The following is a 19,772-nucleotide window of genomic DNA, read 5'->3' as shown; positions in this document are numbered from 1 at the left end:
CAGCACGACCAGGACAGTACAGCTACTGGAAACGCACCGTTGAGGCACGCCCGGAACCGAGTCGGGTGGCCAACGCGGTTTTCACAGCTGCACGCACAGACGCCGACGAATAGCCCTTGCGCTGCAGGAATGCGGTCAATCGGCGGTCAGCCGTTTGGTCATCGAACCTGGACAGCTGGCGCACCCGGGTGAGGGCGAGCTCAGTTGCACGCTCCAGCTCTTCGTCTGGAAGCTCATCGAGCTTCTCCATGATGACGAATGGATCAAGCTTGCGGCGCCGCATCTCGGCCTCAACCCCGCTGCGACCGAGGCCCTTGCGCGCGTGGTGGGTGTGGATGATCTGATCAGCCAGCTTGTTGTCGTCGAGGTACGCGAGCTCGGTGAAGTGCGCGAGGATCTCGTCAATGTCTTCGGGAGAGACATCCGTTGCCCCGAGCACAGCCGTGGCCTCCTGGACAGACAGCGATCGACTGCGCAGGCGGCCAAGGAGCAGCGCCTCAGCGTGTTCGCGTTCGGCCACCGGGTCGAATTCCTCTTCAGCGGCCTCATCATCGGCCGCCGCGTCGTGGAACTCCGCGGTGTCAAAGTGGGCGGTGCCAAAGTGGGCGATGCCGGCCGCGTCGTCATCATCTGAGTGGCCGAATCGGGCGCCATGAGCGCTGCGGGTATCAGCGTCAAAACCGGCACTCGCGCGGGTCAGGCCCGCGTCGCCCGCCTTCGCCCACCCCTCGTCGTGCGCACTGTCATCGGGCGCACTGTCGTCGGGCGCCGGCGAATCGACGGCTCGTGAGATGCTGCGCGGTGCCCTCATCCGCTTGGTGGCGATGCTTGTGACCGGCGCGTGAGTTTCAGGTGCGCCAGATGCCGGCGTATCGGATGCCGACATGTCGGATGCCGGCATGTCGGATGCTGGCATGTCGGATGCCGCCGGGATTGTGTCTGGGCCGGTCAACCGCCGGAGCGCTGCCCTGGCCAGTGCGACGGGATCTGCATCACTGCCTCTAGCCTCGCCCGTGGCGCCGGGGAGGTAAGCCACGGGAGCCACCGAGTTGTCGCGAGCTGCCTTGCCACCACGGACCGCTTTGGCGCCGCCTGCTGCCGTGTCGCCGCGCGCTGCTGTCTCATCAGCGGGTTCGAAATGAACCATCCTGTGACCTGCCGTTTTCGTTAGTCGATCGTGTCGAGCGTGTCCGGTACCGAGCGCCACGCTCATGACGCTCGGTACCGATCAGTGCTGAGGCCCTACGCGCTCTTGCGCACCGGAGCCTTAGCCTGGACGAGGCCGCCGTCGCCCGCAGCGGCGGTAGCCGCAGCCGTGGCCGCCGCTTCTGCCGCCATCGTGGCAGCCTTCGCCGCTGCGCCTTCAGCGCCGATGCCCAGCTTGTTCAGGATCTTGGTTTCGATCTCGTTGGCGATATCGGGGTTCTTGAGCAGGAAGTTACGGGAGTTCTCCTTGCCCTGTCCCAACTGGTCACCGTCGTACGTGTACCAGGCACCCGACTTCTTGACGATGGCGTGCTCGACACCGAAGTCGATGAGGCTACCTTCGCGGGAGATGCCGATGCCGTAGATGATGTCGAACTCCGCCTGCTTGAAGGGCGGCGCCATCTTGTTCTTGACGACCTTGACCCTGGTGCGGTTACCCACAGCTTCGGTGCCATCTTTCAACGTCTCAATACGACGGATGTCGAGGCGAACCGACGCGTAGAACTTGAGCGCCTTTCCACCTGCGGTGGTCTCGGGGCTGCCGAAGAAGACACCGATCTTCTCACGCAGCTGGTTGATGAAGATCATGGTGGTGTTCGTCTGGCTGAGGCCACCGGTGAGCTTACGAAGGGCCTGCGACATGAGCCTGGCCTGCAGGCCGACGTGGGTGTCACCCATCTCGCCTTCGATTTCCGCGCGCGGCACGAGGGCTGCAACGGAGTCGATGACGATGAGGTCGATGGACCCGCTTCGCACGAGCATGTCGGCGATTTCGAGCGCCTGCTCACCGGTGTCGGGCTGCGACACCAGGAGGGCGTCGATGTCAACGCCGAGCTTCTTGGCGTACTCGGGGTCGAGAGCGTGCTCTGCGTCGATGAAGGCTGCGATGCCACCGTTGCGCTGGGCGTTTGCGATGGCGTGCAGGGTGAGTGTGGTCTTACCAGAGGACTCAGGACCGTAGATCTCTACGATGCGGCCGCGGGGCAATCCTCCGACGCCCAATGCGACGTCGAGTGCGATGGAACCCGTGGAGATGACCTCGACGGGCGCGCGATCGTCGCTGCCCAGGCGCATGACCGAACCCTTACCGAACTGCTTGTCGATCTGGGCAAGAGCTGTCTCGAGTGATCTTTCGCGATCGGCTGCTGATGGCATTTCGGTCTCCTTCGGTCATGCATTCTGGCGCCTATAGGCTGTCGGTGCACCGGGCGGGAAACCCCCGCACAGCACGTTCGACAAGGCATTGAGCTGTCGGTTGTCGACGATTCAGACTGTACGCCGACCCCCCGACACTGGCCGGAGGATGCAACAACAGGGAAGAGACCGCCTTCGACTTCTGCTGTTGAGGAGCCTATCAAGATACGAACAGGTATTCGATACGTTTTACGAGATTCTCGACGCGTGTCGCATCGCGCCGTCCATTGACGAAAGGTTGACGAGAGCCGAGAGCGTGACGGAAAACGCAGCGTGAACGCATGCTGCCGCAGGGCGAACGCGCACCAGGTGCCGCATTCGTTGGAGGGGTTCACCCTCGTGGAGTTCAACCTACTTGGGAGCCCTTGGGAGGCCAGCGCCATAGCGGCGATGTTCGGGAACATCCACTTCTACGCAGAGTGCCATCCAGACGTCGCGGGCTGGGATGCCGGCGGAAAGCGCCTGATCGGCCGTGCGACCGTAGGCCGGAAGAACCAGATCGCGCGTCACCACGCGTCCGTAGCCGTCACCAAACTCATCTTTAATCGCTTGGCGGAACTCACTCAGACGCATGCTTCAACGCTAACCGATTGAGAACAGGTCGCGCGACGGACCATGTCCGCGCGCTCCCCTGCTTCGCATCTCAATCTGACGAATATCTCGTGTGCGAACCGTGCCGTGTTCGAGAAACCGACCTAGCGCACCATGAGGCCGGCGTCGAAATCGACGACGAACTCTTCTGGGACGGTGTCGGGGAATCGATCGATTCCCTCGATCACCGCAAGACGGTCGCCCACCTCGCGCATGATTACTGAAATCGGAGTGTCAAGCGCATCTGCCACCGAAGCAAGGATCTCCGAAGAGGCTTCCTTCTGGCCACGTTCCACTTCGCTCAAGTATCCGAGGGCCACACTGGCCTTGCTCGCTACCTGGCGCAGGGTGCGGCCTTTCTGCAGGCGGAAGTCCCTGAGCACATCGCCGATTTCCTGACGAACAAGAATCATCGGAACCTCCCTCTCATGCCTGTCAACTGCTAATAATCGCGGGATTACTCCCTGTCCGATGGCCAACCTTACTACGACCAACGCACGTTGAGACTATCGACGATGACTGGACTTTACTTGTGAATCTTGTGTCTGTAACCGGCACCCCTCAGGAGCTATTCCGCGAGGTGTTCCACAATCAGCTGGTTCACAGCTTTCACCGCGTGGTCGACTGTTTGCCTGCGTATCGAATCGCGATCGCCTTCCAAGTGCAAAGCGATCGCGAACGACCGCATGCCCATCGAGAGACCGAGGAACACGGTACCCGGAAGCTGGCCGTCCTGGGATTCCGGACCTGCGACGCCGGTGGTGGCGATGCCGACATCCGCTCGCCTGCCATTGACGGCTAACCGGGTGCGCACCCCGCTCGCCATTTCCATGGCGACTGCTGCGTGTACGGGGCCGTGCGCCGCGAGCAGCGCCGCATCGACGCCCAGCATCGAGTGCTTCAGTTCGGTGTTGTACGCCACGAGACCGCCGTTGACCACCTGTGAGGCGCCGGGGATGCGGATGAACTCGGCCGTCAACAGCCCGCCGGTGAGTGACTCTGCGACGGCCAGCGTCAGGTGCCGCCCGGTGAGGTGCGCGATGACGCCCGCCGTGAGGTCACCCACGAGTTCGGACGTCACATCTGCGGTGGCGTCAGGCATCGCGCTGCTTTGATCGGTTCTCCCGCCAAGCGGCTCTCAAGTAATCGATGCCGGTGATCACCGTCATGATGAGCGCCGCCGCCATCACGATGGCGTTCAGCCAGTGCACCCAATCGCCGAACACGAGCCAGAGCGGCACGAGATAGAGCGAAATGGCCACCGATTGCAGGATGGTCTTCAGCTTGCCGCCGCGCGATGCAGGGATGACCCTGTCGCTCAGCATGGCGAACCGGAAGATGGTGATGCCGACCTCGCGGACGAGAATGACGATGGTCACCCACCACCACAGCTCCCCCAAAATGGACAGCGCGATGAGGGCAGCACCGGTGAGGATCTTGTCGGCGATGGGGTCGAGGAGCTTCCCCAGGTCGGTGACCAGGTTGTACTTGCGGGCGATCGCACCGTCGACGCCGTCCGTGGCGATCGCGACGATAAAGAGGGCCGCAGCCCACCAGCGCAATGCGCCGTCTGCGCCGTTGTCAGCCAGAAGCATCCACATGAACAGCGGAGCCAGGAGAATTCGCACCACCGTGATGATGTTGGGCAGGTTCCAGTTGCTCGCCTTCGCGGGAGTTCCGGGAGTGGCGTCGTGCGTTGACATCGGTTCAGTCCCTGTCGGTCAGTTGCCAGGCGTCTTCATCAGAGTCGCCTTCGATTTCAGGATAGCTCTCGGTCATCTTGGCGACCGGGTCGTCTGCGTATCGCGGATCGACCGGTTCTGGCCGATGCACAGGCTGGGCGGCGGCCACCTGCGCGGCGTGCTCAGCGTCTGAGCCGCGCAGCTTGGCAAGCACGGCCGGAATCTGCTCAGCGTTCACCAGCACGTCCCTGGCCTTGGAGCCTTCTGACGGGCCGACGATCTCCCTCGACTCGAGGAGGTCCATCAGGCGGCCTGCCTTGGCGAAGCCCACCCGGAGCTTGCGCTGCAGCATCGAGGTGGAGCCGAACTGCGTGGAGACCACGAGCTCAGCGGCTGCGAGCAGCAGTTCGAGGTCGTCGCCGATGTCGGAGTCGATCTCCTTGCGGGGCGCTTCCATGGCGACATCCGGCCGGTAGTCAGGCCTGGCCTGCCGGGTGACGTGCTTGACGACCTTCTCGATCTCGGCCTCGTTGACCCAGGCGCCCTGCACACGGACAGCCTTGGAGGCGCCCATCGGGAGGAACAGCGCGTCGCCCTGGCCGATCAGCTTGTCGGCTCCCGGCTGGTCGAGGATGACTCGGGAGTCGGTGACGCTGGTGACCGCGAAGGCCATGCGTGACGGCACGTTGGCCTTGATCAGACCGGTGACCACGTCGACGCTGGGGCGCTGGGTGGCAAGCACGAGGTGGATGCCGGAGGCGCGAGCCAACTGGGTGATGCGCACGATCGAGTCTTCGACGTCGCGCGGCGCAACCATCATGAGGTCGGCGAGCTCATCGACGACGACCAAGAGGTAGGGGTACGGCTTGAGCTTCCGCTCGCTGCCCTGCGGCAGCACGATCTCGTTGTTCGTGACGGCCTTGTTGAAGTCGTCGATGTGGCGGAACCCGAAGCTGGCGAGGTCGTCGTACCGCATGTCCATCTCCTTCACGACCCACTGCAGCGCTTCCGCTGCCTTCTTCGGGTTCGTGATGATGGGCGTGATGAGGTGCGGGACGCCGGCGTACGGTGCCAGCTCGACCCGCTTGGGGTCGATGAGTACCATGCGAACTTCGCTCGGCTTCGCGCGCATGAGGAGGCTCGTGATCATCGAGTTCACGAAGACCGACTTACCCGACCCCGTCGAACCGGCGACCAGGAGGTGAGGCATCTTGGCGAGGTTGGCCACGACATATCCGCCGCCGACATCCTTGCCGACGCCGATCGTCATCGGGTGCGAACTGCTGGTGGCTGCGCCGGAGCGAAGCACATCTCCGAGAGTGACGATCTCACGGTCGGTATTGGGAATCTCGATACCGATGGCGCTCTTGCCAGGGATCGGGGACAGAATGCGGACCTCGTTGGATGCCACGGCGTAGGACAGGTTCTTGCTGAGCGCGGTGACGCGCTCCACCTTGACGCCAGGGCCGAGTTCGATCTCGTACTGGGTGACGGTCGGCCCCCGCGAGAAGCCGGTGACGCGTGCGTCGACGTTGAACTGGCTGAGCACCTCTGTGATCGACTTCACGATGTCGTCGTTGGCCGATGAGCGAGCCTTCGCCGGTGGTCCGGCGACCAGGGTGGATGCCGCCGGCAGCACGTATGGCGCGGTCGGTTGCGGCTCAAGGTCGGCGCTCGGATAGGCGGCGGTGGCGTCGTCGAGCTCGTCGAAACCGGGGAGCACCTCGGTGAGGCCTGTTGCGTCATCCGCCTGCAGGCTCGTTGAACTGGCGTGCACGTCGATCTCACCGGTGAACTGCTTGATCGCATCTTCGGCGCGTTGCAGGTCTTCGAGCACCTCAGTGCCGTAGTGATCCTGGACAGGCTCTGCTGCAGCCTTCATAGCATCCGCTGCGCCAGCACCGCCCGCGCCTGGCGGGGTGGCGATGGGCGTGTCGAACGCGCCGTGCGAGGAATCGTGCCCGATGCCGCCCAGCAGTTCCGTCATGGCGTCGATGCCACTCGAGTCGGCGTCGTGGGAGTCAACGCTCATCGCGCTGCCGAAATCGGGGTCTTCTTCGCGCTTGCTGTTGTTGCGACGCCACCACGGGAGCGCGCCGGCGTCTTCGTTGTTCTCGTCGCCGTCATCAAGACCGTCGAGTTCGACCTGCTTAGTCTTCTCCACCTTGGCCATCTTGGCCGCTTCGCGCTCGTCGGGGTCGGGCAGCTGGGTACCGAACAGCCAGGCGTAGAGCTCGCGCGAACGCTCCCCCACCTTGTTCGGCGGCGTCTTCGTGATGATGAACAGGCTGAGCACCAGGAGCAGGATGACGACGATCGACGCGCCAACTGATGTGGTCAGGAAGATGAGCGGTGCCGCGATCATCCAGCCGATGACGCCGCCGGAGAGCGCGAGGACGTTCATGCCCTCTTCAGGGTTTGGCTGTCCACCAAAGATGTGACAGAGCCCCGAAACCGAGACCAGGAGCAGCGAGAGTCCGATGCCGATGCGACCGTTGTCGTGCACGGAGCTCGGATTGCGGAAGAGCCAGACCGCGAACAGCAACATGATCACCGGCAGGGCGAACGCAACACGGCCGAAGAGTCCGCCGAAGGTCCAGGCGTCAAATGTTTGAGCGACGGAGTCGTTGATCAGGAACCATTCGACGACGGCCCCCGCAATGGCAAGAAGTACCAGGAAGAACGGCAGGCCATCCCTGCGTTCTTCTTTGGAGAGCTGCTCTGGGCTGAGGGCGCGAGCAGCGCCACCTGTGACGTGGGCCAGGCCCATCCACATGCGAACGAGTACGGGGGGCTTCGGCTCCATGGCCGGAAATTTCACCGTTTTCTGAGCTGAAGTCTTCTGGGCCGCGGTCCGTTGGGCAGCTGTCTTGGCTGCGGGCTTCTTCGCGGCGGTACCGCGAGCGGGCGTGCCTGAGGCACGACCGGTTGACTGAGTGCGCGTAGCCATGGTCCAACGCTACCGCCGACCGGCGACGTTGCCCATGAGCCCACGCCCAGTTCGCCCAGCTCAGGCCGCCTTCTGCTTCTTGGCGGACACCGGCCGTTCCGGTTTGCCAGCTGGGATTCCACGAGAAAAGAGGAGTGAGGCAAGGGCGATGACGGTCAGGGCAAAGAATGACAGGCGCAGCGAAGACACCTGCGACTCGCTATAGATCTGGGTGAGGGTCGTCCCATCGCTGGCCGAGAGCCCGGCTTGCTCGACGATCTCATCGACGCTGGAGACGGGCACGATTCCGATTCCAGATGAGCTCTGTTCGGCGACCGTTGACTTGACGTCGGAGGGCAGTGAACTGGCGTCTACCGCGCTGACGAACGAGGTGCCGAGCGACGCGATGAGCACTGAGCCGATCACTGCGGTACCGAGCGACGAACCAAGGTTCTGGAACACGCCTTGCAGTCCGCCGACCTCGCTGGTTTCTGCCGCAGAGACGCTCGACATGTTCACGTTACCGAGCTGGGACGCCAACAGCCCGAGCGCGGCACCGGCGAAGAACAGCCCGGTGCCGAACAGCCACCCACGAAGGTCCAGCGAGACAGAGCCCATGAGTAGCAACGAGGAGACGATGAGGATGTATTGCCCGAGCAGCACGATGGCCTTGGGCGACCAGAGCGCAGAGAGCCGCGTACCCACAATGGAGAACAGAATCAGGGAGACAGACAGCGGGAAGATCCTGACACCCGTCTCCAGTGCGTCGAGGCCGAGTGTCATCTGCAGGTAGATCGGGATCATGAAGAAGATGCCGCCCGTGATCGCGTACTGCGCTCCCAGCACGCTCAAGCCGCTGCGCAGCTGCCGGATCCCGAACATCGACACATGAACGAGCGGATTCCGCGACCGGGCGACGAGCTGCTCCTGGCGTACGAAGAACCACCACAGCAGCACGCAGCCGATGAGTACCAGGTATGCCGTCGGCGAGATGCCCAGCGGCGCGATGGTGACGCCGTTAATGACGGGCGGGTGCAACGGGCGCACCCAGCCCCAGGTCTTGCTCTGCAGCATCCCGAAGACAACGAGAACGAGCCCGAAGGCCGACAGGAGCACGCTCAGGACGTCGATGCTGATGCGCTGCGGGGTACTGGTGTCTGCGACCTTCCGCACCAGGAGCAGCACGATGATCATGATCACGACCTCGCCGGCGAACACGTAGCGCCAGCTGAGATAGGTGGTGAGGAACCCACCGATCAGCGGCCCAGCAGCGACCGCAGCGCCAGAGATCGCGCCGATGATGGCGTACGCGCTGATGCGGTCCTTGCCCTCGTAGTTGCTGGCGACGAGTGCGGCGATCGCGGGGATCACCAGCACAGCGCCGAGGCCTTCGACCACTGACCAGCCGATGAACAGCGTGGCGAAGTTCGGGCTGAGCGCGGTGGTGAGCGAGCCGAGCGCGTAGACCATCGAGCCGATCACGAAAGCGCGGCGCCTCCCCCACACATCTCCGAGCTTCGCGCCGAGCAGCATCACCGCTGCCATGGTCAGGGTGTAGAACGTGATCGCGCTCTGCATGGCGGACACCGTGGTGTCGAGATCTTTGACGACCGTGGAGATGGACACGTTCATCACGGTGCTGTCGAGCACCATCACGAACTGGGCCGCGCCCAGGATGCTCACTGCTGTCCACTTTTTCACGCTGGCCCCCGCACTGTGTCGCACGTCGTCTGAGGTGAACGTAGCAGCTTGCGCAGGCGCGCAGTGAGAAAGACTCACGCGGCCGGCTCGCGTGTCGTCAGCTACACGCGTCATGAACTAGCGGAGCGTGCGCACCATGGTCTCGCGGCTTCCCACAGAGTCGATGTGGAAGAACCCTGCCGTGCGGTACAGGTTGATTGCGTAGTTGCCGCGTTCAACGCTCAGGCTGATGCGTGCGTGCCCCGCGCTGCGCGCCTGCGCGGCAACGGCATCCAGGAGAGCCCGGCCGACGCCCTGCGCGCGCCAGACCGGATTCACTCCGAGAATCAGTTCAGGCACGCCGGTGCCGACGAAGCCGTGGCCGGGATCGTTCGCAGCGAAGAGCCGATACCAGCAGGCACCGACGGACGAATTGTCGTCGCCTTCTGCGATGCACCCGCCATCGCCTGGCTTCTGCCAGCCAGAGACGTAGCGTGAGAAGTCTCTGTCGGCCAGCACGGCCACCCGCGGCCTTGACTGGCGCCAGTTCCAGTTCGCGGCCTCCACCAGCATGTCGGTGAGCACCCTGGCATCACCGGTTGAAGCGTCACGTACGCGAAAGCCGTCCATGAACTGACGATAATTCACCGTTGTTTCGGCCAGATTTCGAGTGGTGGCTGGGGGTGTAAATCCCTGTTTCGCGAGGGCAGGCGCTAGTAGCGGATGGCGTCAATCACCTTCACGCGCACGGCGACGAGTGCGGGCAACAGGCCGGCCAGCGCGCCGACTGCTGTCGCTGCAACGAGCCCGATGATGGCCGCATCAACAGGGAACGGCGGGAAATCGGTGATCATGCCCTGGCCGATGAAGTCCTCGACCAGCGGGTTCTTCACGATCAAGACTGCCACCATGACACCGATGACCCCGGCCACGACGGTGGCGACGACGCTCTCCATCATCACGGCGAAGAACACGCGGTTCGCGGTGGCGCCAAAGCTCCGCCGGATACCGATCTCGCGAATCCGCTGTTTGAGCGAGACCAGTGCGATGTTCACCAGGCCAAGGGCGCCGAGCAGAAGCACCAGCCCTGCTATTCCGCCGATCACCAGTTTCATGGACAGGTAGGGGTCGCTGCCGTCGTTATACGCCAGATAGTCCGACCGGCTGACGGACACATTCGACCCGCTGCCCAGCGCTCCCTTGATGTCGCGCTGCAGGGCCTCGGTGAGCGGCACCGCGAGATCAGGCGGAACCCACACCTCGTACGTCGGCGGCTGCCCACCGAAACCGTACATGTCAGAGCTCTGGTCGCTTGGACTGCTGGGGGCAGCTGGGAGGGCCTGAAGCGCGTCGGTCAACATGTACATCGCCGGTTCAGTGTCCCACTGGCTCGACGGGAAAACCCCGGTGACCACGGCCGTTGTGCTCTGCTGCCCGATCAGCGAGGTGGTCGGATGACTGGCCAGGTCTGGACTGCCCAGACGCTCGTAATAGATGCTGTTCACGATGACGGCAGGAGCAAGCCGCTCTGAATCCTCTGGCGTGAACCAGCCGCCGTCGGTGAGACGAACGCGGTGCATGTCGCCGTACGCCTGGTCGACGCCCGTGGTCTGCACATTCGACGCCCCATCTGCGAACTGCACCTGAAGGAGAGACGTGACATTTCGACTGGAGAATGTGATGTCGTAGCGGTCAAGCGCGCTCGTCCATGCCTCGTTCATCAGAGAAGCATCCGGGGTGGATCCATCAGCGTTCGTGGCATACACCTGCAGGTTCGCCGGTCGGCCGCCATACTTCTCGTTCTGTTCCTGCTGGACCTGGCCCAGGATCCCGCCAAGGCCAACCACTGTGGTGATCGCGCACACCGCGACGGCCACGCCGACAAGGGAGAGCATTACGCGGGTCTTGTGGATGCGCACTTCCTGCCAGGCCTCAACGAGCGAGCCAACGATGTTGCTTGCCATCCGCTTCATGTCGTCACCGCCAACGTGTCTGCACTGTCGTTTGCGACGTCAGCCTGCGCGGCCGCCCGCGCTCGCACAGCTGTGTTCTCGGTCGCAGAGGCCACCAACACAGCTGCCGCAACGGCTGCGTCAAACGGGGTCAGGATGCCGCGATCCAGCCGGTAGTGCGTCGTTGACAGTGCAGCGATGGCCGGGTCGTGGGTGATCGTCACGAGTGCCGCGCCCGACGCGGTGGCCACCTCGTCCAGCAGCGCCATGACAGAGGCACCCGTCTCGAGGTCGAGTGCGCCCGTCGGCTCGTCGGCCAGGATCAACCTCGGCCCGCGCACCAGCGACCTGGCAATGGCCACGCGCTGCTGTTCACCGCCAGACAGCTTGTCAGGCATGGCGCTCAGCCGTTGGCCGAGTCCGACGCGGTCGAGCATCTCTGCCGCGATCGTGCTGCGCTTCCAGAATTGGCGGCCCTCTGCATAAAGCAGCGGGGTCATCACATTCTCCAGGGCCGTGCGCCCCTGCAGGAGATTGAACTGTTGGAAGATGAAGCCGACATCCCGGCCGCGTACGCGATCGCGCTTGGAGCTCGACATGGACGAGACGTCCTTGTCGTCGAATTCCATCCGCCCAGACGTCGGGTTATCGAGTAGGCCAAGCAGATTGAGCAGGGTGGACTTGCCAGAGCCGGAGCGGCCGACAATCGACACCCGGTCACCGACGGCGACCTCGAGGTTGACGCCGTCGAGGATGGTCAGGGGCGGCGCGTCGATGAGCTGGACGGTTCGGGTCACGCCCTCTAGTCGCAACAGCATCAGTGCGCGCTCACCATGCCATTGCACTCCATACTGCCGTCTGGCATGGCGATGCAGCCGTTCGCGTCTGGCACCAGGGCGCCAGGCACGAACTGGTTGATCAATTCGCCCTCTGCGAGCCCCGACACGACCTCCACGTTGGTGCCATCGCTCATGCCGAGCGTCACGGAGCGATCTTCAACGGTTCCATCCGGCAACACCACACCGACGATTCCCGTCTCCGCAGAGCCCTTCACAGCGGTGGTCGGCACCACGATCACGTTCTCCGCCTTGCCCCCTGCGATGGTGATTGTTGCGGCCAGGCCGGGGAAGACCGTCACCGAAGACGGAATGGCACAGCTGACCGTCGTGCTGGTTCCGCCGCTGGCGCCCGCACTCGTTCCGGCGCCTGATCCTGCACCGGAGCCTCCCCCTGAGCCGCCTTCGGCGCCGGCCAGCGGGGTCGTGATGCTGAGTCCTGTGCACGTGAACGGAGCTGGACCGTTGGTGATGGCGATGGATGCCTCAGTCGGCTTGGTGACCAGGCGGTACTGCTGCTCGGGGCTCAGCGACCCGGTCACGGAGAACGTCGGTGGCGCGACCTGGCCGCTGGTCTCGCCGACGGCCACTGACTGGCCGTGAATCACGGTCAGCGAACTCAGCACGCCAGTGATGGGTGCGAGCACCTTCTCAAACGTGACGGATGGCTTGGGCTGGGTGATGGAGATGTTGCCGGCGGCATCCGTCGTTTCAACGGGATCACGCACCGTCTCCACCTTGATGTCGAACAATTTGTCGCCGGCGTTCACGGTTTGACCGGTGCTGGCGAAGACCTCGTCGACGGTGCCGATGGCGGTGGCTCGAACGGGCACAGCCGCGTCGGCGTTAATGGTGCCAGGCAGGGTCACATCGTTCGTGATGGTTCCCAGGGCAACAGGGATCTGCGGCTCGACGACCTGGCCGGTCGGCTGGGCCGGATCGTTCGCTTCTGCACTGTCAGGGAAGAAAGCGATCTTCACCAGTGCGACAGCGATCGCGACGATCACGACCAACCTGATGATTGGAAAAACCCATTTGCGAGCGACGTTCATCGGTACCCCATCCGATCGACAACAATTCTCTGAGCCTAGGGGGCTGTCGTCACAGAAACAGCGCCTGAGCAGCAAAATACCTCTACAGGATGAGACCAGTCACCCGTCGGGGGGACAATCCGATTCGTCGTCACGGCTGCCAGCCGTCGCGCGAACGCACGACCAAACGCACGCAACCCAAACCCACGCAACCCAAACCCACGGCGGGCACACAAAAGCGGGATGAGCATGATGCTCATCCCGCTGTCGTTGTGCGTGTTGTGGCTTACGCCTCGATGACCAGTGGAACGATCATCGGACGGCGGCGCAGGCTGCCGGACACCCAGCGACCGACGATGCGACGGATGACCTGCGACAGCGCGTGCGAGTCGTGGACACCGTTGTGCGATGCCTCTTCGAGAGCAGCGGCGATCTTGGGGATGATCGCGTCGAAGACGGAATCCTGCTCGGCGAAGCCCTTAGCGTGGATCTCAGGGCCGGAGATGATCTTGCCGGTCTTGGCATCGACCACGACGATGATGGAGATGAATCCCTCTTCGGCGAGGACGCGGCGATCCTTGAGGTCGGCATCCGTTACGCCGCCGACGGTCGAGCCGTCAACGTAGACGAAGCCGAGGTCGAGCTGGCCGACGACGGTTGCGACGCCATCGAGCAGGTCGATGACGGTACCGTCTTCGGCGAGGATCGTGTTCTCGATCGGGATACCGCTCGAGACGGCGATCTTCTGCTGGGCGACCAGGTGACGGAATTCACCGTGAACCGGGAGCACGTTCTTCGGCTTCAGGATGTTGTAGACGTAGAGCAGTTCGCCTGCGGCAGCGTGTCCGGAGACGTGCACCTTGGCGTTGCCCTTGTGTACGACGTTGGCGCCGAGCTTCGTGAGGCCGTCGATGATGCGGTAGACCGCGTTCTCGTTGCCGGGGATCAGGCTGGACGCCAGGATGACGGTGTCGCCCTCGCCGACCTCGATCTGGTGGTCCTTGTTGACCATGCGGCTGAGCACTGCCATCGGCTCGCCCTGCGACCCGGTGGACATGTAGACGATCTTGTCGTCTGGGATGTCCTTGGCCTTCTTGAAGTCGATCAGCACGTTGGCCGGCACCTTGAGGTAGCCGAGGTCGGCAGCGATGGTCATGTTGCGCACCATCGAACGGCCGAGCAGGGCAACGCGGCGACCGTTGGCGTGAGCGGCGTCAAGCACCTGCTGCACACGGTGCACGTGGCTGGAGAAGCTGGCCACGATCACACGACGCGGCGCGCGGGCGATGACGTCATCGAGCACGGGGCCGATGGCGCGCTCGCTCGGCGTGAAGCCGGGAACGTCAGCGTTGGTCGAGTCGACCAGGAACAGGTCGATGCCCTCTTCACCGAGACGCGCGAAGTCGCGCAGGTCGGTGAGACGGTTGTCGAGCGGCAGCTGGTCCATCTTGAAGTCACCGGTGTGCAGCACTGAGCCACCATCGGTGAAGATGGCGACGGCAAGCGCGTCGGGGATCGAGTGGTTGACGGCCACGAACTCCAGTTCGAACGGGCCGATGATTTCTTCCTGGCCCTCCTTCACCGTGAGCGTGAACGGCTTGATGCGGTGTTCCTTGAGCTTGGCTTCGATGAAGGCGAGCGTCAGGGCAGAGCCGATCAGCGGGATGTCGGCGCGCAGCTTGAGCAGGTAGGGAACCGCACCGATGTGGTCTTCGTGACCGTGCGTCAGAACAATGCCGAGCACGTCGTCAAGACGGTCACGGATCGGGCTGAAGTCGGGCAGGATCAGGTCAACACCGGGCTGGTGCTCTTCGGGGAACAACACTCCGCAGTCGACGATCAGAATCTTGCCGTCGATTTCGAAGGTGGTCATGTTTCGGCCGATTTCGCCGATTCCGCCGATCGGGGTGATGCGGAGTGTGCCCGGCTTGAGCTTGGGCGGATCGTATACGTCGTTGGGCATATGCCCTCCTCAGGTGATTATTTCGGGTGTGATTAGCGTGTAGTGCCCGCAACCTTCGGCAATGCGCCGCCAGCGGCGGCGTTGCGGTCAGGGCGGAAGTTCGAGAAGTCGACGCCAGGAATGTCTGTGACCAGGTCGATCTCGTCTTCGATCTTCGCGGCCTCCCATTCCTCTGGGCCGACCAGGGGCAGGCGCACGCGCGGGCTACTGATGCGGCCCAGTCCGTGCAGGATGTACTTGGCCGCGACGGTGCCAGGCACGTGGGTCATGACAGCGCGCACCAGCGGTTCGAGCTGCTGGTGTGCTGCGGTGGCCGTCGTCAGGTCGCCGGCGTTGACCGCGTCGATGATGACGCGGTACGGCCCGGCTGCGACATTGGCGGTGACGCCGATGAGTCCGGTCGCACCAATGGCCAGGTGCGGCAGGATGTTGGCGTCATCGCCGGAGAAGTAGAGCAGGTCTGTCTGGTTCAGCACGCGGCTGGCCTGCGCGAAGTCGCCCTTGGCATCCTTGATGGCACGGATGTTGGGGTGCTTGGCCGCCCGCAGGATGGTCTCGTAGGCAATCGGAACGCCGGTGCGCCCCGGGATGTCGTACAGGATGACCGGCAGATCTGTTGCATCGGCGATCATCCGGAAGTGGGTGAGCACTCCCGCCTGGGTTGGCTTGTTGTAGTACGGCGTGACGATCATGTTGCCGTCGGCGCCGGCCTTCTCGCTGCGCTTGGCGAGCTCAATCGCGTGGGCCGTCTCGTTCGAGCCACCGCCCGTGATGATCTTGGCGCGCCCGGAGGCGACGGCCTTGCCGACCTCGACGAGCTTCAGCTTCTCCGGGTCGGTCAGGGTGGAGGTCTCACCGGTCGTGCCGGTGACGACGATGCCATCCGCTCCTGCGTTGATGACGTCGTCGATGTGCTTCTCGACGCCAGGCCAGTCCACTTCACCGTCCGCGGTGAAGGGGGTGACAAGAGCGACGAGAACCTGACCGAAGGGATTCAAAGACGTAGACACGTTTTACAGGGTATCGGGTTGAGACGCAATCAAACGCCTAACGATTGGCGAGCACGTCTTCCAATGTGCGCGGGGCGTGCCCGGTAATAGCCTGCACCTCGGTGGTGACCCGCGCCAGTTCACCATCTGCGATCGCGGTATACGTGCTGACCCACGCCTCAACCTGCCAGTCTGGTGCGCCGTAGTGGGCGCGGGAGGCGAACGCCTCCTCCAGCGTTTCATTGACGAAGGTAAATTCTTTTCCCGTTGCAGCGGATGCCCGACGCGCGACGTCTGCGAAGCTCAGGGCCTCTCCCCCGGTGAGTTCGTAGATGGTGTTCACGTGCTGGTCTGGATGCAGGAGAACGGTTGTCGCGACATCCGCCACGTCTGCCCTGGCGACAGCGGCCGTGACGCCGTCGCCGGCCGGACCCCGGATCACGCCGTTCTCGTCGGCGAATTCTGGCAGCAGGTCGAGGTAAAAGTTGTCGCGGAGGAACGTGTAGTCCATGCCGGTGTCGCGAATGGCGGCCTCTGTGGCGCCGTGGTCGCGGGCCAGCGTGAAGCCGGCGGCGTGCCCGGCTCCGACAAATGAGGTGTAGACGATGTGGCGAACGCCAGCCCTGGCGGCCGCGGTGATGAAGGTGACGTGCTCGTGCACCCGGTCTGCCGATTCGTGGGCCGAGACCATGAAGAGCACGTCGACCCCGTCGAGAGCTTTCTCGGCGGCGGCCGCATCGCGGTATTCGGCGACGCCGATCTCTGTGTCATTCGCCGCGCCGTTCTCTGCGCCGCCGAGCCGCGGTGCTCGTGCGGCGTCGCGCACGATCAGGCGAACGGTGAGTTCGTCGCTAGATGCCTGGTCAACCAGCCCCCTGGCCACGCGGGAGCCGATGTGGCCTGTAGCCCCGGTCACTGCAATGCGTGTCATGCTGCGCTCTCCTTCACTACCTCGTACGTTGACTGGGTGAATCCGGCACCGAGCTCCCGCGTTCCGGTGAGTGCGAGGGTGATGTCGTGATCCAGAGGGCCGAACAGCGACGCACCGCTGCCGAGCAGCACGGGCGCCCTGGTGATGGTGAGGTCGGTGATGAGGCCGGCCCGAAGGAAGGACTGGATGGTCTGGCCGCCGTCAACGTAGACGCGGTGAGCGCCTTCGCTCGTGAGGGTGGCCACGGCGTCATCGAGGCAACCGTGCACGCTGGTGAGCGCTTCGAATCGTGGCCCCGCAGTCCCTGCGGCAGCCGCCGCCTCCGACTCGTGCGCAAGCCTGCGGCTGAGGACCAGTACGCGCTTGCCCTCATAGGGCCATTGCCCGAATCCGAGGATGGTCTCGTAGGTTGTCCGACCCACGACCAACGTGTCGATCGAGTCGAAGAATGCGTCGTATCCGGTGTCTCCGAGTGCGGCTGCGGAACTGGTCAGCCAGTCGAGGTCGCCGTTCTCCCTCGCGATGAATCCGTCGAGGCTGGTACCAATGAATACGGATGCTGCAAAGTTCACCGTCATACTTCGCACGCTACCACCGGGCACCGACGCCGCAGCTGGCCGGTGGCACAGCTGGCCGGTGGCGGATCTCACCGGCGACCCAGCCAGCCGGCGCCAGTCACTTCTTCGGGGCGTCATCGACCCCTGCACTGGGGTAAGCAACCGCAGACCGCTTCTGCCAGCCTCAATTTGCTTGTACTTCAACAATGGGGGGGGCTCATTGGTGCGCGCAGAACCCGGCTTCGTCGTACCCGCTGGCTGGTACGTTGACCCGCAGCATGGCCGCCAGCTTCGCTGGTGGAGCGGGGCGTCCTGGACGGAACACCTCGCACCGCTCCCAGAGCTGATCAATACGCCGACGGAGGCCCCGGGAGCGGCATCGCCCGCCACCGCCACAACTAGTGCTTCTGCCCTGACGGCCAATCACGAGTCAACCACGACGGATGACTCCCCCACCGCTCAGATTCCCGCAGAAACGGATGCCCGCGACGCTGCGGCGAGCGCAGCGGCTCCCGAGCGGGCAGAATCCGCAGCACCCCTCAGCCGGCGTGAGCTGCGGGAACGCGCTGCCGACTCAGCAACTGCCCTCACTCCCCCTGTCCCGCGCATCGCCCCGGTCTCCAGCTACGGCTGGGATGACGAAACCGAGAAGGTCGACACGTTTCGATCCGCTGTCATACACGCACCGGTCACCGCCTATCGCGTTATCCCCAGTCGCTGGAACACCCTTTCGGTCTGGCTGATCGCCTTCACGCCGTGGATGACACTCGTCTGCATGGTCTTGTGGTTCATGGTGAGCGCCCAGCACAGCAGTATCTGGGCGCAGCTTCGTCTGCTCGTACTTCCGCTTCTCCTCACGCTCACGTGGGCGGGGCGAGACCGCAAAAGGCTGAGCACGTGGGGGCACGACACCGTGCCCCATTGGGCATGGGCGCTCCTCGGACCACTCAGCTATCTCATCGCCCGTACCGTTGTGCTGCGACGGAACGCCGGCGTGGGTTCCGCACCCCTCTGGGTATGGATCATCAACCTGATCATTGTCGTTGGCAGCAGTGTGCTCCTCAGCTTCGCGGTGCTGGCTGCCTACGTGCCGGAGATGATGCGAGGCATCGAGCAGAGCATCAGCGCAGACCTCCAGTCGAGCGGCGCCACCTACACGGTCGAGTGCCCAGACACGCTGACATCGTTCTCACTCACGTTCACCTGCACGGCGACGGATGCCACGGGCACGACCCAGCCGATCAACGTCGAGATGGACGGATTCGACGGGGCGTACTACTACTCGGTTCCTGGGGCGCTTCCCGAGCAGGCGTGAACGGCCACGTCAACCACCTGCACCCGTAGTTCAGGCGGAGAAATTGTGAAACGCCGAGCAGACATGGCGTGTGTCGTCGGCGTGTCGCAAAAACTCCGCTCGAAGCGGTAGGAGCGGCCTGGTGTGCAGGTCTCGAGACGGCCCTGGCGGGCCTCCTCGACCAACGGGGGTGCGAGACGGAGGGACGGGGGTCAGGCCTGGAGCGGCATCCGCTGGCGCAAGCCGGCTATCAGCAGCTCGCAGCCGTACTCGAACGAGCGCTCCGCGCGGGTTGCAGCGTCGTTGGCTGCGATCGCACGCTGCAATGGGCTGGGGGCAGCGGCATCCGCTCCCGGTGATTCGGGAAAGCGCCAGACCTCGCTCGGCGCGTGCGTGTCGAGCGCAGCGCCGAACGCGAAGCTGTCGAGCATGCAGATCATGGGGATGAGATCGTCGTCTGGCACCCCGGCTTCGCTGAACTTCGTCGCAACGCGGTCATACACGTCGATGGCAGCTGGGTGCGTGATGGTCTGCCTGAACAACAGCGGCACAAGCGCCGGTACCTGTGAATAGGTGCGGCGCATGGCTCGTACCGTGGCCAGCACCAGCGCCTCCCAGCCGACGGGCGGGGAGGACGCCCCCAGCACCCCGACGTCAACGGGGTACTGCTCGAGCAGCTTGCCGCGCATGAGTTCGATGATCTCTTCGCGGCCGCTGACGTGGTTGTAGAGGGATGACGGCGTCACACCGAGACTCTTGGCGAGCCCCGGAATGGTGAACTCTCCCGTTGCCTGAAGCAGGCGAATGCTCGCGTCAGTGATGATGTCGACCGAAAGAAGGGCTACGTGGGGTCGAGGCATGACGTTCCTCCTGAATCGAATTTACACAGCCGTCATATTTGGGTCTTGACCGCGTAATACGTGCTCAACATACTAAA

The 19,772-nt window shown here is 63.8% G+C and carries 18 protein-coding genes; 1 reads left to right on the top strand and 17 read right to left on the bottom strand.

What is annotated here, in order from left to right; all coding sequences use genetic code 11:
• Nucleotides 1–22: 22 nt before the first annotated feature.
• From AC25Y4_RS10220 to AC25Y4_RS10145, 16 genes are all read right to left on the bottom strand, one after another.
• Nucleotides 23–1,147 carry a regulatory protein RecX gene (locus AC25Y4_RS10220; protein WP_488120282.1) on the bottom strand — a complete coding sequence of 375 codons (1,125 nt, stop codon included), beginning with the start codon at nucleotides 1,145–1,147 and terminating at the stop codon, nucleotides 23–25.
• Nucleotides 1,148–1,242: 95 nt separating this feature from the next.
• The gene (gene recA / locus AC25Y4_RS10215) at nucleotides 1,243–2,361 is read right to left on the bottom strand and encodes a recombinase RecA (RefSeq protein ID WP_488120281.1); all 1,119 of its coding nucleotides are present in this window, start codon (nucleotides 2,359–2,361) and stop codon (nucleotides 1,243–1,245) included.
• 390 nt (nucleotides 2,362–2,751) lie between these two features.
• Nucleotides 2,752–2,973 (bottom strand): DUF3046 domain-containing protein, encoded by a 222-nt coding sequence (locus tag AC25Y4_RS10210; RefSeq protein ID WP_488120280.1) that lies wholly within the window; start codon nucleotides 2,971–2,973, stop codon nucleotides 2,752–2,754.
• Nucleotides 2,974–3,095: 122 nt separating this feature from the next.
• Nucleotides 3,096–3,404 carry a helix-turn-helix domain-containing protein gene (locus tag AC25Y4_RS10205; RefSeq protein ID WP_488120279.1) on the bottom strand — a complete coding sequence of 103 codons (309 nt, stop codon included), beginning with the start codon at nucleotides 3,402–3,404 and terminating at the stop codon, nucleotides 3,096–3,098.
• A 155-nt stretch (nucleotides 3,405–3,559) separates the two neighbouring features.
• Nucleotides 3,560–4,093, bottom strand: coding sequence for a CinA family protein (locus AC25Y4_RS10200; protein ID WP_488120278.1), 534 nt, complete (start codon nucleotides 4,091–4,093; stop codon nucleotides 3,560–3,562).
• Nucleotides 4,086–4,694, bottom strand: a complete 609-nt coding sequence (gene pgsA, locus AC25Y4_RS10195) for a CDP-diacylglycerol--glycerol-3-phosphate 3-phosphatidyltransferase (RefSeq protein WP_488120277.1) — start codon at nucleotides 4,692–4,694, stop codon at nucleotides 4,086–4,088. Before pgsA ends, AC25Y4_RS10200 begins: the two co-directional genes overlap by 8 nt.
• A gap of 4 nt (nucleotides 4,695–4,698) precedes the next feature.
• Nucleotides 4,699–7,623: an FtsK/SpoIIIE family DNA translocase gene (locus AC25Y4_RS10190; protein ID WP_488120276.1), complete on the bottom strand. Its 2,925-nt coding sequence runs from the start codon at nucleotides 7,621–7,623 to the stop codon at nucleotides 4,699–4,701.
• 60 nt (nucleotides 7,624–7,683) lie between these two features.
• Nucleotides 7,684–9,285, bottom strand: coding sequence for an MFS transporter (locus tag AC25Y4_RS10185; RefSeq protein WP_488120275.1), 1,602 nt, complete (start codon nucleotides 9,283–9,285; stop codon nucleotides 7,684–7,686).
• Nucleotides 9,286–9,420: 135 nt separating this feature from the next.
• Entirely contained in the window at nucleotides 9,421–9,912 is a 492-nt protein-coding gene (locus AC25Y4_RS10180) for an N-acetyltransferase family protein (RefSeq protein ID WP_488120274.1), read from the bottom strand.
• A gap of 83 nt (nucleotides 9,913–9,995) precedes the next feature.
• Nucleotides 9,996–11,246, bottom strand: a complete 1,251-nt coding sequence (locus tag AC25Y4_RS10175) for an ABC transporter permease (protein ID WP_488120273.1) — start codon at nucleotides 11,244–11,246, stop codon at nucleotides 9,996–9,998.
• Nucleotides 11,247–11,251: 5 nt separating this feature from the next.
• A complete protein-coding gene (locus tag AC25Y4_RS10170; RefSeq protein WP_488120471.1) occupies nucleotides 11,252–12,055 on the bottom strand; it encodes an ABC transporter ATP-binding protein in 804 nt (267 codons plus the stop codon).
• Nucleotides 12,052–13,077, bottom strand: coding sequence for an efflux RND transporter periplasmic adaptor subunit (locus AC25Y4_RS10165; protein WP_488120272.1), 1,026 nt, complete (start codon nucleotides 13,075–13,077; stop codon nucleotides 12,052–12,054). Before AC25Y4_RS10165 ends, AC25Y4_RS10170 begins: the two co-directional genes overlap by 4 nt.
• A 310-nt stretch (nucleotides 13,078–13,387) precedes the next feature.
• Entirely contained in the window at nucleotides 13,388–15,064 is a 1,677-nt protein-coding gene (locus AC25Y4_RS10160; RefSeq protein WP_488120271.1) for a ribonuclease J, read from the bottom strand.
• Between the two features lie 32 nt (nucleotides 15,065–15,096).
• Entirely contained in the window at nucleotides 15,097–16,074 is a 978-nt protein-coding gene (dapA, locus tag AC25Y4_RS10155; RefSeq protein ID WP_488120270.1) for a 4-hydroxy-tetrahydrodipicolinate synthase, read from the bottom strand.
• Nucleotides 16,075–16,111: 37 nt separating this feature from the next.
• Complete coding sequence (locus AC25Y4_RS10150) at nucleotides 16,112–16,984, bottom strand: SDR family oxidoreductase (protein ID WP_488120269.1); 873 nt, start codon at nucleotides 16,982–16,984, stop codon at nucleotides 16,112–16,114.
• Entirely contained in the window at nucleotides 16,981–17,562 is a 582-nt protein-coding gene (locus AC25Y4_RS10145; protein ID WP_488120268.1) for a dihydrofolate reductase family protein, read from the bottom strand. The genes AC25Y4_RS10150 and AC25Y4_RS10145 overlap by 4 nt, the downstream gene beginning before the upstream one ends.
• Nucleotides 17,563–17,764: 202 nt before the next feature.
• Between AC25Y4_RS10145 and AC25Y4_RS10140 the strand changes: the two genes are divergently transcribed.
• Nucleotides 17,765–18,856, top strand: coding sequence for a DUF2510 domain-containing protein (locus AC25Y4_RS10140; protein ID WP_488120267.1), 1,092 nt, complete (start codon nucleotides 17,765–17,767; stop codon nucleotides 18,854–18,856).
• 191 nt (nucleotides 18,857–19,047) lie between these two features.
• Here the strand turns inward: AC25Y4_RS10140 and AC25Y4_RS10135 are convergent, their stop codons facing one another.
• On the bottom strand, nucleotides 19,048–19,695 hold the full coding sequence (locus AC25Y4_RS10135) for a TetR/AcrR family transcriptional regulator (protein ID WP_488120266.1): 648 nt from the start codon (nucleotides 19,693–19,695) through the stop codon (nucleotides 19,048–19,050).
• Nucleotides 19,696–19,772 lie beyond the last annotated feature (77 nt).

It is taken from the genome of Leifsonia sp. Y878, from assembly GCF_057669685.1.
This window is presented reverse-complemented; position numbering and strand designations above follow the sequence as displayed.

Bases quoted from the DNA above. Each gene is read 5' to 3' on its own strand.
- AC25Y4_RS10175 (WP_488120273.1), bottom strand. From the start codon at position 11,246: ATGGCAAGCAACATCGTTGGCTCGCTCGTTGAGGCCTGGCAGGAAGTG.
- AC25Y4_RS10160 (WP_488120271.1), bottom strand. From the start codon at position 15,064: ATGCCCAACGACGTATACGATCCGCCCAAGCTCAAGCCGGGCACACTC.
- pgsA (WP_488120277.1), bottom strand. From the start codon at position 4,694: ATGTCAACGCACGACGCCACTCCCGGAACTCCCGCGAAGGCGAGCAAC.
- AC25Y4_RS10190 (WP_488120276.1), bottom strand. From the start codon at position 7,623: ATGGCTACGCGCACTCAGTCAACCGGTCGTGCCTCAGGCACGCCCGCT.
- AC25Y4_RS10200 (WP_488120278.1), bottom strand. From the start codon at position 4,093: ATGCCTGACGCCACCGCAGATGTGACGTCCGAACTCGTGGGTGACCTC.
- recA (WP_488120281.1), bottom strand. From the start codon at position 2,361: ATGCCATCAGCAGCCGATCGCGAAAGATCACTCGAGACAGCTCTTGCC.
- AC25Y4_RS10145 (WP_488120268.1), bottom strand. From the start codon at position 17,562: ATGACGGTGAACTTTGCAGCATCCGTATTCATTGGTACCAGCCTCGAC.
- AC25Y4_RS10135 (WP_488120266.1), bottom strand. From the start codon at position 19,695: ATGCCTCGACCCCACGTAGCCCTTCTTTCGGTCGACATCATCACTGAC.
- AC25Y4_RS10180 (WP_488120274.1), bottom strand. From the start codon at position 9,912: ATGGACGGCTTTCGCGTACGTGACGCTTCAACCGGTGATGCCAGGGTG.
- AC25Y4_RS10210 (WP_488120280.1), bottom strand. From the start codon at position 2,973: ATGCGTCTGAGTGAGTTCCGCCAAGCGATTAAAGATGAGTTTGGTGAC.
- AC25Y4_RS10205 (WP_488120279.1), bottom strand. From the start codon at position 3,404: ATGATTCTTGTTCGTCAGGAAATCGGCGATGTGCTCAGGGACTTCCGC.
- AC25Y4_RS10220 (WP_488120282.1), bottom strand. From the start codon at position 1,147: ATGGTTCATTTCGAACCCGCTGATGAGACAGCAGCGCGCGGCGACACG.
- AC25Y4_RS10150 (WP_488120269.1), bottom strand. From the start codon at position 16,984: ATGACACGCATTGCAGTGACCGGGGCTACAGGCCACATCGGCTCCCGC.